The sequence below is a fragment of the Bradyrhizobium sp. T-1 genome (genome assembly GCF_053592855.1).
The window spans coordinates 1,273,384-1,288,164 of the sequence record NZ_CM132115.1 but is presented as its reverse complement, the minus strand read 5'-3'; the positions used below and the strand labels follow the sequence as shown (position 1 = coordinate 1,288,164).

Annotated in this window: 12 protein-coding genes; 3 read left to right on the top strand and 9 right to left on the bottom strand. The window is 64.9% G+C overall.

The window, feature by feature from the left end; genetic code table 11:
* The first annotated feature begins 106 nt into the window (after positions 1-106).
* Positions 107-2,074: a methyl-accepting chemotaxis protein gene (locus tag ACWAT4_RS06165; protein ID WP_449730051.1), complete on the top strand. Its 1,968-nt coding sequence runs from the start codon at positions 107-109 to the stop codon at positions 2,072-2,074.
* Here the strand turns inward: ACWAT4_RS06165 and ACWAT4_RS06160 are convergent.
* The 4 genes from ACWAT4_RS06160 to ACWAT4_RS06145 are packed head-to-tail and all read right to left on the bottom strand — an operon-like array spanning position 2,071 to position 6,120.
* On the bottom strand, positions 2,071-2,511 hold the full coding sequence (locus ACWAT4_RS06160) for a Rieske (2Fe-2S) protein (protein ID WP_449730050.1): 441 nt from the start codon (positions 2,509-2,511) through the stop codon (positions 2,071-2,073). The two genes, ACWAT4_RS06165 and ACWAT4_RS06160, sit on opposite strands and share 4 nt — an antisense overlap.
* A complete protein-coding gene (locus ACWAT4_RS06155) occupies positions 2,508-3,608 on the bottom strand; it encodes an amidohydrolase family protein (protein ID WP_212425914.1) in 1,101 nt (366 codons plus the stop codon). The genes ACWAT4_RS06160 and ACWAT4_RS06155 overlap by 4 nt, the downstream gene beginning before the upstream one ends.
* Entirely contained in the window at positions 3,605-4,708 is a 1,104-nt protein-coding gene (locus ACWAT4_RS06150; RefSeq protein WP_449730049.1) for an amidohydrolase family protein, read from the bottom strand. The genes ACWAT4_RS06155 and ACWAT4_RS06150 overlap by 4 nt, the downstream gene beginning before the upstream one ends.
* 32 nt (positions 4,709-4,740) lie before the next feature.
* A complete protein-coding gene (locus ACWAT4_RS06145) occupies positions 4,741-6,120 on the bottom strand; it encodes an MFS transporter (RefSeq protein ID WP_449730048.1) in 1,380 nt (459 codons plus the stop codon).
* A 121-nt stretch (positions 6,121-6,241) separates the two neighbouring features.
* On the opposite strand from ACWAT4_RS06145, the gene ACWAT4_RS06140 reads away from it, so the two are divergent.
* Positions 6,242-7,159, top strand: coding sequence for a LysR family transcriptional regulator (locus ACWAT4_RS06140; RefSeq protein ID WP_212446304.1), 918 nt, complete (start codon positions 6,242-6,244; stop codon positions 7,157-7,159).
* Positions 7,160-7,281: 122 nt separating this feature from the next.
* Here ACWAT4_RS06140 and ACWAT4_RS06135 read toward each other — a convergent pair whose 3' ends face one another.
* Entirely contained in the window at positions 7,282-7,986 is a 705-nt protein-coding gene (locus ACWAT4_RS06135; RefSeq protein ID WP_449730047.1) for a TetR/AcrR family transcriptional regulator, read from the bottom strand.
* Between the two features lie 106 nt (positions 7,987-8,092).
* On the opposite strand from ACWAT4_RS06135, the gene ACWAT4_RS06130 reads away from it, so the two are divergent.
* Positions 8,093-8,737 (top strand): glutathione binding-like protein, encoded by a 645-nt coding sequence (locus ACWAT4_RS06130; protein ID WP_212446303.1) that lies wholly within the window; start codon positions 8,093-8,095, stop codon positions 8,735-8,737.
* Positions 8,738-8,795: 58 nt separating this feature from the next.
* On the opposite strand, the gene ACWAT4_RS06125 is transcribed toward ACWAT4_RS06130, so the two are convergent.
* The 4 genes from ACWAT4_RS06125 to ACWAT4_RS06110 all read right to left on the bottom strand — a co-directional run bounded on the left by ACWAT4_RS06125 (position 8,796) and on the right by ACWAT4_RS06110 (position 14,673).
* Positions 8,796-10,454 (bottom strand): hydantoinase B/oxoprolinase family protein, encoded by a 1,659-nt coding sequence (locus ACWAT4_RS06125; RefSeq protein WP_449730046.1) that lies wholly within the window; start codon positions 10,452-10,454, stop codon positions 8,796-8,798.
* Positions 10,455-10,456: 2 nt separating this feature from the next.
* Positions 10,457-12,541, bottom strand: coding sequence for a hydantoinase/oxoprolinase family protein (locus tag ACWAT4_RS06120; RefSeq protein ID WP_449730045.1), 2,085 nt, complete (start codon positions 12,539-12,541; stop codon positions 10,457-10,459).
* Between the two features lie 142 nt (positions 12,542-12,683).
* Positions 12,684-13,505, bottom strand: coding sequence for an NAD-dependent protein deacetylase (locus ACWAT4_RS06115; RefSeq protein WP_449730044.1), 822 nt, complete (start codon positions 13,503-13,505; stop codon positions 12,684-12,686).
* Between the two features lie 37 nt (positions 13,506-13,542).
* A complete protein-coding gene (locus ACWAT4_RS06110) occupies positions 13,543-14,673 on the bottom strand; it encodes a helix-turn-helix transcriptional regulator (RefSeq protein ID WP_449730043.1) in 1,131 nt (376 codons plus the stop codon).
* Between the last annotated feature and the right edge of the window lie 108 nt (positions 14,674-14,781).

Below are 14,781 nucleotides of genomic sequence, written 5' to 3'. Positions count from 1 at the left end.
CAGCATCACACAACCATCACCCCCTGTTCCGCCGGTATCCCGTTCACCCTCTCTTAGCGAGAAGTTGATAGGTGTTGTTAATCAACGCTCAACGAACGAGTCGGACATGCGGACGAGCCTCGGCCTCAGGATGCGGATCACGGTGGCACTAGCCGTGACGGCGGCAGCGACCGCGCTGATTGCCGTGCTCGGCGCGATGTGGATCATTGCGGGGATCATCGACCGCGCCGATCAGCGGGAACTGCGCAGTCATTACGATGCTTTGTTGTCGCGAATTGCCGAAGAGTCCCACCGCGCCGCCGCCATGAGCACGGTCGTGGCCGCGATGCCGGCGACGCAGGAGGCGATGGCGAAGCAGGATCGCGAGGCGCTGGTGCGCCTGTTCGGCCCGGTGTTCGCCGCTACCAAATCGGAGTACGGCGTCGAGCAGTTCCAGTTCCATACGCCGCCCGCGACATCCTTCCTGCGCGTGCACCAGCCGGCGAAGTTCGGCGACGACCTCTCGAGCTTCCGCAAGACCGTCGTCGACGCCAATCTGGAGCGCAAGGTCGTCGTCGGCCTCGAAGGCGGCGTCGCCGGGCTCGGCATCCGCGGCGTGGTGCCGATTGCACAAGCCGGCAAGCATCTCGGCTCGGTGGAATTCGGCCTGAGCTTCGGCCAGTCCTTCCTCGACGATTTCAAGCTCAACCGCCACGTCGATATCGCCTTCCATCTCGCCGACGGCGCGGGCTTCAAGCTGTTCGGCGGCACACTGAAGGGCAAGAGCTTCTTCGAGGTAGCCGATTACGGCCGCGCCGCCACCGGCGACTTTACGGTGCGGCAGGCGACGCTCGGCACCACACGGGTCGCCGCACTGCTCGGACCGATCAAGGACTTTTCCGGAAAGCCGCTCGGTGCCGTCGAACTGGTGATGGACAACTCCGACTACGTGGCCTCCGCCGATCGCGCCTGGCGGCTTTCGATCGGCATCGCCGCACTCGCGTTGATCCTCGCCGCCATCGTCGGCTATCTCATCGCGCGCGGAATCTCGCGGCCGATCCTCTCCATCACGAACGTCATGCGCGAGCTTGCCGAGGGCCGGCTCGACGTCACCGTTCCCGAAAGCAAAGCGAACGACGAAGTCGGCGCCATGGTGAAGGCGGTCGCGGTGTTCCGCGACAATGCCGTCAAGTTCGGCAAGCTCCAGGCCGAACAGCTCGAGGCCAAGGTGCAATCCGAGGCCGAGAAGCGGCGCGCCTTTGCCGCGCTCGCTGATAATTTCGAGGCATCCATCCGCGACGTCGTCACGACGGTGTCTTCGGCTGCGGTCGAAATGGAGCACACCGCGCGCTCGATGTCCGCCATCGTAGAGCAGTCACGACAGCAGACCCGCACGGTGTCGTTGGCCTCGGCGCTCGCCTCGGAGAACGTGCAGACGGTCGCGGCCGCGGCGGAGGAATTGTCCTCATCGATGACCGAGATCAGCCGCCGCCTCGCGCATGCGACCGAAGTGGTGGGTAAGGCCGCGAGCGATGGACAGGCGTCAAATGCGCGCGTCCAGAGCCTCGCCGATGCCGCGCAAAAAATCGGCGACGTCGTCTCCTTCATCAGCGGCATCGCCGGGCAGACCAATCTGCTGGCGCTGAATGCGACGATCGAGGCGGCGCGCGCGGGCGAAGCCGGTCGCGGCTTTGCGGTGGTAGCATCCGAGGTCAAGGCGCTCGCGACCCAGACCGCCAAGGCGACCGAAGAGATCAGCGCGCAGGTGACCGCGGTCCAGGGCGAGACCACTGGCGCGGTCGACGGCATCCAATCAATCTGCGCAACGATCCAGCAAGTCGACGAGATCTCCGCCGCGATCGCGGCAGCCGTCGGCCAGCAGGGGACGGCGACGCAGGAGATCGCGCAGAACGTCCAGCAGGCCGCCGCGCGCACCGGCGAGGTCTCGCAGAACATCGCGGGCGTCACAGACGGCATCGCGGCGACGGGCACGGCCGCGGAAGAGGTGCTGGCCTCGGCAGTTGAGCTGTCAAAACAGTCTCAGCGCCTGCGCGACGAGGTGAATCGTTTCCTCGCGCATATTCGCGCCGCCTAGGCAGGGGCGCGCGCCCCAGGTTCTTGGAAATCGACTACGACATAAGCGTCTTCGACCGTGACGGGATATCGCTCCGCCACATAGGGTCCCATTACGAGATCGGAACCGGCCTCAAGCTTCACCTCGAAGCTGCGCACCCTGGTGCGGCGCGGATCGCACCAGGATTGGCCGGTCGCCATGTCGAACTCCCAGCCGTGCCAAGGGCAGCGCAGGAACTCACCCCGGCGTTCCAGACGATAGTCGCCCGGGCCGGACGACTGGCTAAGGCCGGTGACCACGCCAGAGCAGATCGCAGCCCCGCCGTGCGGACAGCGGTTGAGCAGCGCATGCAGGCGCCCCTCGACATTGAACACACCAATCTCGCGGCCGTCGACGACGACGACCTTGCGCGCACCGGGCGGCAACTCGGCTGCCGGGCAGACCACATGGCGACTCATGCGAGGCGATACAATGCCAGCGCATTGTCCCTGAAGATCATGCGGCGCTGCGGCTCGGTCATCGGGAATTTGAACGCAAAAGACGGATTGTCGTAGTCCCAATGCGGATAGTCCGATGAGTAGAGCAGCCGGTCCCAACCGATCCAATCAATGATCTCGACGATGTGGCGTGCCTGCGCCGGCTCCTCGATCGGCTGCGTCGTCCACCAGATGTGCTCGCGCAGATATTCCGAGGGACGCCGCTTGAGATGCGCGACCTCCTTGCGGAACTTGTCAAAATGCTTGTCCATGCGCCACGCCAGCGCCGGAGCCCAGCCGAAGCCGCCCTCGACCAGCACGACCTTCAGCTTCGGGAAACGCTCGAACACGCCCTCGATGATCAGGCTGCTGGCGAGGGCTTCCATGCAGGCCACGAAGACATAGTGCTCCTGCAGATAGAAGGTCGGCCAGCCAGAGCCCGTGGAAGGATGACCGCCATTGTAGCCGACCGGATGCAGCCCGATCGGCAGGCCAGCACGTTCCGCGGCCTCATAGATCGGCCAATAGCGCCGATGACCCAGCGGATCCGAAGGCCGCGACGACAGCATGATCTGCACGTAGCGGCGATCGCCGGCGCAACGTTCGATCTCGGCCACAGCCGCTTCGGGAAACTCCTGCGGCACGACGATGCCGGCGCGAAGGCGCGGCTCCTCGCGCACCCAGCGATCGATCTGCCAGTCATTGGTGGCGCGCGAAAGCGCCGCCGCAAGTCCGGGATTTCGCTCCTCCATGCCCCCCTTGCTGAGCGCCATCAGCAGGCCGAACTCGACATTGACGGGATCCAGATGCTGCCTGCGCAGAAGATCGAGATCCGACCCCGCGGGACCGCCCTTCTCGGGAAGCGAATCGGCGCGCATGCCTGCGGCCATCATGCGCGGATACATCAGCCCGCTCTGCAGCGCCTGCCGCACATGGACGCCATGGGTCTCGTAGTGCTCGCGCCAGCGCGGTTCAAGATAGGGCAAGAGCTCGCCCGGCGTACGGTGAGCCGGATGGATATCGCAATCGACGACCGCGAGAGTCTGCCGCGCTTTTTGTTCGACGAAGGGTGCGTTCATCTCGCGTCCTCCTTCGCTCGCTCGGCGGCGGAGGCCGCGCCCTGCGCCAGCCGAGGATAGGTTGCGAGCGCATTGTCGACGAGAATCCTCTGCAGCGAGTCCGGCGGCAGGCCGTCAGGCAGCGCGTCATCGCCGTCAAACTGCCAGTGCGGATAGTCGGTTGAGAACAGCAGCACCGCGTCGGAACCGATCCGGTCGAGCGTCTGCGCGACCGCTGTCGCATCCGGCGCATCGAACGGCTGGATCGAGAAGCGCAAATGCTCCTGGATGATCGTGGACGGCCAGCGGTCCACCCAGGGCACTTCCGGCCGCGCGCCGCGCCAGGTCTTGTCGGTGCGCCACACGGTCATCGGCAGCCAGCTCACGCCGGACTCGAGCATCACGACCTTGAGGCGCGGAAAGCGGCGGAACACCCCCTCTGCGACGAGGCTGATGGTTTGGTTGGCGAAAGCCTGTGCTTGCGCGACGTAGTCCTCGAACTGATAGGACGGCCAGCCTACGATCGTCGGCGCGTACCGATAGGTGCTGCCTGCATGCACGGCGATGACAAGCCCGTGCCGTTCTGCCGCCTCATAGAGCGGGAAGAACTCGCGCCGGCCGAGCAACTTTTCGCCCATCACCGGCAGCACCACCTGCACAAAGCGCCGGTCGGGCGCGAGGCGCTCGATCTCGGCAACAGCCTGCGCCGGATCTTGCGGCGGCACCAGAATGGACCCTCGCAGCCTTGGCTCGCGATCCAGCCATTCCGCCCGCAGCCAGTCGTTCACGGCACGGCAGATCGCTGCCGCCATATCGTCATTGTAGAGCGCGATCGCGCCGTGCATCACGTTGGCGATGCCAAACTGGAGATCGAAAGCATCTAGGACATGAGTACGCAGCCTATCGAGATCGCTCGGCCCGGCCTGAGCGGTGCACCAATCGGCGCGCGCGCTGATCGGCGCATTCGGCGGATAGCTCATCATCGCGAACGACATGCGGTCGATCGCGCGGTTGGTGATCTGGTCACGCCAGTAGTCGTCGAGATACGGCAAGAGCTGCGCCATGCTCGGCATCGGCGGATGCAGGTCGCAATCGATCGCGCCTGCGAAGGGCATTTTCATCTTTCGGACTCCATCGCTTCGCGCCAACGCGTCTAGGCTACGGCTGTTTGATCGATCTTGTGTGCGGCTGCCGTGTGCTTGCGCTGCGCGATTCCCAGCACCAGGACGCAAGCCGCCACCACCAGCGGCGGCAGAGCGGCGAGCAAGAACAGGTTTGAGAAGGGCAGATGCTGCGCGAGCAGTATCCCGGCGACCAGCGGTCCGCTGATCGAGCCGATCTTGGCGACCGACAGCGCCCAGCCGACGGCCGTGGTGCGGTTGGCGCTGGAATAGAACTGTCCGACCGAGCTGTTGAGGCCCTGGTGACCGCCCACCACGAAGAAGCCGACGCACACCATCGTCGCCAAATAGGTGCTGTCACCAAGACCGACCCAGCCGAGCGAAGCGACCAGCGGTGAAGCAATCAGCGGCACGATCGCTATGGCAATGACGCCAAAACGATCGAGCACGCGCCCGATGGTGAGACCGCCGACGGCACCGCCGAGGCTGAATACGGTCAAGCCCATGGCCGCCTGCGCGGGCGTATGCCCGGACGCCTCCGCCAGGATCGGCGTCCAGCTGTTGAGGAAGAACATCGTGATCGAGCTCGCGATGTAAGCCACCCACAGGAATGGAGTCATGATCGCAAGCCGTCCATCGAACAGCGTCGCAAGCCGTGACATTAGCGCGGTGCCGGCGCCAGCTCCGGCTGTTTCGTCGCGCAGGACGAAGCGCGTCGTCGCCTGCGCCTGGAGCGAGGGCTCGATCCTGTTGAGGATGCGCGCGATTTCCGCGGGCTCGCGATTGCGGACCACCAGGAACTTGATCGACTCCGGAAGCGCGAAGTAGCACAGCGCAGCGCCCAGCAGGGGCAGCACGCCGCCGATCCAGAACACGATGGTCCAGCCGAATTGCGGTACCAGGCCGGCAGCGATGAAGCCGCCGATGCTGCTGCCCGCGACATAGCCGACCATGATGATCGCGACCGCCGTGCCGCGATACCGGCTAGGCGCATATTCGAGGTTGAGCGCGTAGCACAGCGGCGACAAGCCGCCGATGCCGATGCCCGCGAGGAAGCGGAGCACGATCAGGCTCGTGACATCATTCGCCCACACCGTCGCCAGCGTGAAGCTGCCGAACACCAGCATCGAGGCCACGATCGACAGACGACGGCCGATGCGGTCGCCGAGCGATCCGAACACGAGGCCGCCGACGAGGATGCCAAAAATGCCTGCACTGAAGACGATCCCGAGCGCGGCCCGGTCGATGCCCCAGGCCCGGATGATCGACGGCGCGGCAAAGGCCATCGCCTGAAGATCATAACCGTCCAGGAACATCATCGTGGTGGACAGGATCAGAACCGTCAGGACCAGGCCGTTGCGGCGCTGACGCTCGATGACATCGGTGACATCGATGATGTCAGATGCACTCATGCTCATCCTCCCCTTGCCGTTCGTTTTTTGGTGACGGCTTGCGGTACCAGGAAGCCTATTTCCTTCGAGAATGGAGGAGAATATGCTATTTCGCACGATCATCTTTTCCAGGTTGGATTAAATGGCCGATAGTCTTTTGAATATGAAGGCGTTTCTGGCGACGGCGCGGGCCGGAAGCTTCTCGGAGGCGGGCCGGCAGCTTGGGGTGGCACCATCGGTCATCACCAAGCGCGTCGGACAGTTGGAATGGTCACTGAAGGCTACGCTGTTGCGGCGGAGCACGCGGCGTCTTGCACTGACCGAAGTCGGCGAGCGCTACCTCGACAGCGTCCGCCAGATCGTGCGCGAATACGACGAGATGGCGAAAGGGATCATGCGATCCCCGAACGAGCTCGAAGGCCAGTTGCGCATCAAGGCGCCGGCGTCGCCGATGATCATCGACCTCGCGCAATTGCTGTCGTCGTTTCAGATCAAGTACCCGCGCGTGACGCTCGACGCAGTGTTGGTGGACCGCACGGTCAACCCGGTCGAGGAAGGCTTTGACATCGTGCTCACCATGATGCCGTCATCCTTCGATGGCGTGCTCGAGGAGCCCTTGCACGTCTTCGAACGCGTGCTTTGTGCGGCGCCCTCTTATCTGGCGCGGCGCGGCCATCCCCGGCACGCTCGCGATCTCGTCAATCACGATTGCATCGTGTTTTCGCCGATCGGGCCGGCCTGGACCTTCGAAGGGCGCAACGGCGTGACGACGGTTACGGTTCGGCCGCACCTCGTGACCAACAACGGCGCGCTCGTCATCGACAGCCTGTGCGCAGGCAGCGGAATAGCAATTGCTTCGCGCACAGCTGTGGCCGATCGGCTCAAGTCCGGCGCGCTTGTCGAGGTGCTCCCGCAACTCCAGGTCCCCGATCTCTGGGTCAAAGCACTTGTTCCCGCAACGCGCTCCAACCTCGCTCGCGTGCAGACACTGCTGGGCTCTCTGCGCGATGCCTTCCGGGAAGCCGCGACATTGGCGCCGGCACTCGGCCGGGAGGCATGACGCCAAAGAGGATTTAGGGCGAAGCCCTAATTCGAGGTCGTCGCCTGAGGCCTCCTGGGGTTACGCGCCCCGCGCCCGGCGCTTGGCGCTTGGCGCACCCAAGAAGGCATCGAGGAGGTAGCTCAGGGCCTTGTACCCGCGCCCACCATCACATCGATCGCGCCCTTCACGATTCCCTCCAGCTCCTTGCGTGGCACGCGCGCGCGGGAGCGGATGGCGATGGTGTGGACGGTAGCGGACGCAAGTTGCGCCAGCGCGGCAGGATCGGCGCCTGCGGGTAGCTCGCCCTTCTCCTTGGCGCGGCGGAAGCAATTCGCGAACGCCTTGTCGAGCTCCGCGAGCCCCTCCAGCACCATGGCGCGAATCTCCGGGTCGCCCACCGCTTCGGACGCCGCCGTCACCACGGTGAAGCAGCCCCGCGGGCCGGTCTCGCCGGAAAGATAGATGTTCAGCGCAGCGGCATAGATGCGTTCCAGCCGCTGACGCAACGGCATCTCTTCGCGAAAGATCTCGACCATCGATGCGCGCGCGTCCTCGCGATAGCGCTGGTAGCTCTTGATGTAGAGCTCGCGCTTGTCGCCGAAAGCGCCATAGAGGCTCGGGCGATTCATCCCGGTCGCTTCACTGAGATCGTCGAGCGAGGTCGCGGCAAAGCCTTGCCTACGGAACAAATCGAGCGCCTTGCCAAGCGCGACATCGGGCTCGTAGGTGCGCGGCCGGCCGCGGCGCTTGGGCTCGCCGCGGCGCTCGGGCTCGCCGCGGCGCTCGGGCTCGCCGCGGCGCTCGGGCTCATTGGCAGCAGCTGGCGGCTTCGATTTTTGTACCATCTCGCAAATTAATCCTTGACCCAGTCCATATTATGCAACACAGTACAAAAATCAATCTGGCCAGGTTGAGCGACACCCAAAGAGGAATTGCCCAAGGAGGCTACAGATGGATCTCTATTTCTCGCCGCTCGCCTGCTCCATGGCGACGCGCGTCGCGCTCTATGAAGCCGGTGCCGAGGCGAATTATCTCGAAGTCGATCCGCCGACCAAGAAAGTGCTGAACGACGGCACCGACTTCCGCACCGTGAACCCGATCGGCCTGGTGCCGACGCTGCGTACCGACGAGGGCGTGGTGCTGACCGAGAACGCGGCGATCCTGCAATATGTCGCCGACCGTTTCCCGCAATCGGGCCTCGGCGCGGCGCAGGGCATCGATCGCACCCGGCTGCATCAATGGCTCTGCTTCATCGGCACCGAGCTGCACAAGGGCCTGTTCATCCCCGTGCTCGATCGCAAGGCGCCGCAGGAGACCAAGGCCTATGCGCTGGAGAAGAACCTGTCGCGGCTCGACTATCTCGACAACCACCTGAAGGGACGCGAGTTCCTGCTCGACCATTTCAGCGTGGCCGATGCCTATCTCGTCACGGTCATCAACTGGACCATGGCGACGCCGCCGATCGAGCTTTCGAAATGGCCGAACGTGAAGGCCTATTACGAGCGCCTGCGCCAGCGGCCGTCGGTCGCGAAGGCGATCGCGGAGGAGTTCGAGCTGTACAAGGCCGAGCAGGCGCGAAAGAAGGCGGCGGCGTAACGTCGGTTCATCAAGACATCGTCCCGGCCGATGAGACCGGGACGACTTTTTCAGCGCCTCAGCGCGTGTAGCCGTATACCGCGGCCGCGTTGTCCGACGACACCAGCCCGCTCTCGACGTCGTCCCTAACCGCGGCACGATCGCGTTCACCGGGCGCCCCTATGCCGGCGCCGCCGGGCGTGTGCACCACCAGTCGGTCGTCCGGCGGCACCTGTTGAAAGCCCTTGCCGCGCAGCTTCTTGCCGGACTTGAGACCGACATAGCCGGCCTCGCCGTTCTTGCCGCCGTCGCGGCCGCGCGGCGGATGATCGATGCGATCGAACGCCGCCAGGATGTCGAACGGGGCATCGACACCGCTGCCGACCTCGATGATCTGGCCGAGGCCGCCGCGGGTGCGCCCTGCCCCGCCGGAATCGGGACGCAGCTCCTTGCGCCAGAAGATCAGCGGCGTCTGCGTCTCCGCGATCTCCACCGGCGTGCCGCGCACGCCGCTGGGATAGGCGGTCGCCGAAAGTCCATCCTTGCTGAAACGCGCACCGGTGCCGCCGTTGGACGTGACCGCCATCGAGAATCCGTAGTTGCCACCGACGCCGCTGCGGGTCTGCCCGCGAACGTTGAGATTCCACAGGCACGACGTGCCCTCCGCCGGCACGCGCTCGGGAATGATCTGGCGCAGGCAGCCGAACACGACGTCAGGCAGCATCTGGCCGATGATGTGGCGCGAGGCGACGGGCGCCGGCTTCGGCGCGTTGAGGATCGCGCCTGCAGGCGCCGACACCGTCAGTGGCGAGAGCGAGCCGGCATTGTTCGGAATCTGCGAGGCGACGACGCAGCCGAGGCCGAACACGGTGTAGGCCGTGGTGTAGGACAGCGGCACGTTGATGCCGAACTTGGAGGCCGCCGAGGTGCCGTCGAAATCGACGTGGATGCCTTCGTCCGAGATCGTCAGCGTGGCCGCGAGCGTGACCGGCGCGTCATAACCGTCGACCACCATGGTGTTGCGCCAGCTGCCCTTCGGCAGCTTGGCGACCTCGGACAGCACCGCTTCGCGCGAACGGTCGCAGATGTAGTCGCCGAGCTCGTCGAGCGTGTCGATGCCGAACTCGGTCATCATCTCGACCAGGCGCTCGCAGCCGACGTCGTTGCAGCCGGCCAGCGAATAGGTATCGCCCTCGGTATCGATCGGCAGACGCGTGTTGGTGCGGATCATCGCCATCAGCGTCTCGTTGACGACGCCCTGGTCGATCAGCTTCAGCATGGGAATGTAGAGCCCCTCCATGAATACGTCGGTGGCATCTGGGCCGAAGCCGATGCCGCCGATGTCCATGAGATGGCTGGTGCAGGAGAACAGCGCGACGACCTTGCAGTCCTTGAAGCAGGGCGTCGTCACGACGAAGTCGTTGAGATGGCCGGTACCCATCCAGGGATCGTTGGTGATGTAGGCGTCACCCTCCTTCATCGTCTCCAACGGGAAATGGTTGATGAAGTGCTTGACCGATTCCGCCATCGAGTTGACGTGGCCGGGCGTGCCGGTCACTGCCTGTGCCAGCATCCGCCCTTTGAGGTCGAACACACCGGCCGAGAGGTCACCGCATTCGCGCACGATCGGGCTGAACGCGGTGCGGAGCAGCACCTGCGCCTGCTCCTCGACCACGGCGATCAGCCGGTGCCACATGATCTGAAGGTCGATCAGGCTCGCGCCTTTTGCCTTGGTCATGATCAGGCCGCCTTCCGTTCCATGACGATACTGCCGGCCCCGTCGATATGCGCGTCAAAACTGTTCGAGACGAAGGTGGAGGTTTCGTCCTCGGCGATCACCGCAGGACCCGCGATCGTCGCGCCCGGTGCCATGTCCTCGCGGCGATAGAGCGGGATCTCGATCACCTCGCCTGCCCTTCCGTCGAAAAACTTTCGGCTGCCCGAGGCTTTGGCCGCGGGCTTGCGCGCGACGGCCGCGACCGCAGGAGGATTGCGTGCCTCGGTTGTGGCAAGCACCGACCAGCTAAGCACCTCGATCGCCGCACCCGGGATCGGCCGCTCGAACATCGCAGAATAGTCCGCCTCGAACTTCTGGCGCAGGCCGGCGAGATCGGCCGTGGTCAGCGGCCGGTTCGGCAGCTCGACGGTGATCTCGTGGCCCTGGCCGACGTAACGCATGAAGGCGGCGCGGCGTTCGCGCACGGGCGCTCCGGCCGCGCCGGGCTCGACCAGCGCACGCGCCTCCGTCACCATCTCCTGCAAGAGGTCGGAGACTGCCCCGGTGTCGAAATCATCGAGCCGGACGTGACGGCTGCGCACGAGCTCATAGGCGATCGGAGCTGCGAGGAATCCGACGGCCGAGCCGACGCCGGCATTCGACGGAACGATCACGCGCGACACGCCGATTTTCTCGGCGACACGCGCCGCATGCAGCGGCGCGGCACCCCCGAAGGCGATCAGCGTATGCTGGCCGACGATCTCGCCGCGCTCGACCGCGTGCACGCGCGCCGCGCTCGCCATGTTCTCGCAGACGACCTCGTGCACCGCATAGGCCGCGGTTTCCGCCGACATGCCCAGCGGCTCCCCCACGCTGCCGAGCAAAGCCTTTTTCGAAAGCTCCGGATCAAGCTTGATCGTGCCGCCCGCAAAGGCGTCGGGATCGATCATGCCGAGCGCCACGTCCGCATCCGTGACAGCCGGGCGCTGGCCACCGCGGCCGTAGCAAGCGGGCCCTGGTTCAGACGAGGCACTCTCGGGGCCGACAGTGACGCGCTTCATCGCGTCGACATGGGCGATCGAGCCGCCGCCGGCGCCGATCTCGACCATCTCGATCACGGGAATGCGCACCGGCAAACCGGAGCCTTTCAGGAAACGCGCCGCGCGATCGACTTCGAACACGCGCGAGGTCTCAGGCTGGTATTTTTCGATCAGACAGATCTTTGCAGTGGTACCGCCCATGTCGAAGGATAGCACCTTGCTCTCGCCGAGACGCGCGGCAATCTGCGCCGAGAAGATCGCGCCACCGGCAGGACCGGACTCGACGAGGCGCACCGGAAAGCGCCGCGCCGTCTCGATCGAGGTGACACCACCGCCGGAGGTCACGAGATAGATGGCGCCGCGGAACTGCTCGACCTGCAGGGCATCCGCCATGCGCGCGAGATAGCCGTCGATCAGCGGCTGGACATAGGCGTTGGCGACCGCCGTCGAGGTCCGCTCATATTCGCGGATCTCCGGGCACACGGCCGACGAAACAGTTACGGAGATGCCCGGCAACTCCTCACTGATGATCGCGGCCGCGCGGCGCTCGTGCTCGGGGTTGGCATAGGAGTGAAGGAAGGCAATCGCGACGCTCTCGATTTTCAGCTCACGCAATTTCGGCGCGAGCGCGCGCACCGCCGCTTCGTCGAGCGGGAGGCGGACGGCACCGTGCGCATCGACACGCTCGGGCACGGTGAAGCGGAGGCTGCGTGGCGCCAGCGGCTTCGGCTTGTCGATCGTGAGATCATACTGGTCGTAACGGCTCTCGGTGCCGATATCGAGCACGTCGCGAAAACCGTCCGTCGCAATCAGCGCAGTCTTGGCGCCGCGGCGCTCGATGATGGCGTTAGTCGCAAGCGTAGTGCCGTGAATGAAGACGTCGATGTCGCTGATATGCGCGCGTGCGTCCGTGAGAATGAGACGCATCCCATCCAGCACTGCCTGCTCGGGACGCTGCGGCGTCGTCAGGACCTTGCGGGTTTTGCGCACCGCGCCAACGTCCAGCACGATGTCGGTGAACGTGCCACCGATATCAACGGCAAGCCGCACCTCGGCTCCCTCAAGCATTCCAGAATTCTCCGTGCTGATCGTCAAGACTCAGGTCGAAAACGCAGCAATTTCCATGCCATGGACGACGAGGACGGCACCGCGCCCGGCTATTCTGCTTGGCACCTATGCAATAGGCAAGGCGTGTTCGCCGCCAGCGCGGTCAGAGCAGGAATGCAAGCGCTGCTTCGCAGCGCTCCTCGACCTTGAGGGTCAGAAGCTCATCGGCGCGAGTACGCCCGAGATTGACGGCGGCAATTGGGATCTGCCGGCGCACAGCCGCTTGCACGAAGCGAAAGCCGGAATAGACCATCAGCGACGAACCGACGATCAGCATGGCATCGGCCTGCGACAGATGGTCCTGCGCGGTCGCGACCACGTCGCGTGGGACGTTCTCCCCGAAAAACACGACGTCAGGCTTGAGAATGCCGCCGCAGGCTTCGCAAGCCGGCACCCTGAACGACGAGAAATCCGCATGCTCCAGATCGGCATCGCCATCGGGCGCATCAGCGGCGTCGAGCGCCAGCCATTCCGAATTGGCACGGCCGAGCGCATGCTGGAATTCGTTGCGCGGCGTCTTGCGGCCACAACCCATGCAACAAACCAGGTCGAGCCGCCCGTGCAAATCGATCACCTGCCGGTGGCCCGCAGATTGATGCAGCCGGTCGACATTCTGGGTGAGCAGCATCTCGCAGCGGCCGCCGGCCTCGAGCCGGGCCAGCGCGCGATGCGCATCGTTCGGCTTCGCCTGGCCGAACCGCCGCCAGCCGATCAGGCTGCGCGCCCAGTAGCGCTGGCGGGTATGCTCCTCCGACGTGAAGGCCTGGAAGTTGACCGGCTGGGTCCGCTTCCAATTGCCATGGCTGTCGCGGTAGTCGGGAATGCCCGAATTGGTACTGCAGCCCGCGCCGGTCAGCACGAACAGTTTTTCGTGCCGGCCGACGAAATCCTGGAGGAGAGGGTTTGCCGCCGGAGAGTATGCCATGGCGCAGATGTAGTCTGCGTCGCGGCATTTTGCCAGATCACACCCGCGCCGCCGGCTCGAACCCGCCGATCAGCTTGACGAGCTCGCTCTGCCGCGCCGTCCCGGTCTTGCGGAAGACGTTGTGGAGATGGGTCTTGACGGTGGCCTGCGTCAAGCCGAGCAGCTCGGCGAGCGCCCTCACTCCGCTCACCTTCATCACGGCGTCGATCACCCGGATTTCGCTCGCCGTAAGCTTGTAGAGCTTGGCGAGCGCCTCCAGCGGAGGCGGACTTGCAGGCGAAGATCTGCTCATGAAGACCGCGGCCACGGCGGAATGCAGTTCGCCGGTGCGCTGCCGGTCGCCCGAAGTCAGCGGCAGCACATTGGCCAGCCAGCGGCCGAGAGGCGTCGAGATCAGAATCGGACCGCCCGCTCCGACCGCGCTGTCGCCGTTCTCGGCGGCAAGAAGCGCATCGCGCAGCGCACGTTGCACTTCGGGCGCCGTTGCAGCCAACGCTCCGTTCCGTTGCGTCAGGAGCGTGCTCTCATCCAGCATGAGGCGGCCCGGCGCGTTCGCAAAGGCGAGGCGGGCGCCGGGACCGACCAGGAAGACGGCCGCCGATACATTGTCGAGCGTCTGGGTCAGAATCGCCTGCGACGCTTTGCTCTGGTCGAACAATCGTCCAATTGAGACCGCGCGCTGGAAATGCGGGACGATCAGCCCGAGACGACGGCGGTCATCGGCATCGGCGAGGCCGTCCTTCTCGTGCATTCGGACGGCAAGGACTGAGGCGCTCGTCGCACTTTTCTCCAGATTCGCTCCGAGAGCATCGATGATGCCCTGCGGCTTCATCCACTCCCTGTAGAACCGCGTCTCCACGATTTCCTCGAAGGGAATGAGGTCGGTGGATCCCCACACGAGACCGGCCTCGATGAACGCGCCGGCGGGAAAACAGGGATTGAGCGGCAGATATTTTTCGAAATAGAGCTTCGTGTAGTGCGGATCCTCATTGAACATATGGAGTGCCGCGGATTGCTCCGTAGCCGCATCGTGCCAAAACAGGCTTCCGGAGGAGCCGCCGACGAACAGGCAGGCCTGCGCCAGCGCGCGCGGCCACAGGGTGGGATCGAGCGCGGCGTCGTAAACGAGGCCGATCAGCTCTGACAGCAAAGCGGCTTCAGAGCTCACGGCCGACCTTCATTATTCCAAACGGCATGCGGGGCATTTGCGCCTTCGAAGACCACGGTATTAGACCGCAAGGACTGTGAGACAGGAGGCCAGATCGCACATCAACCG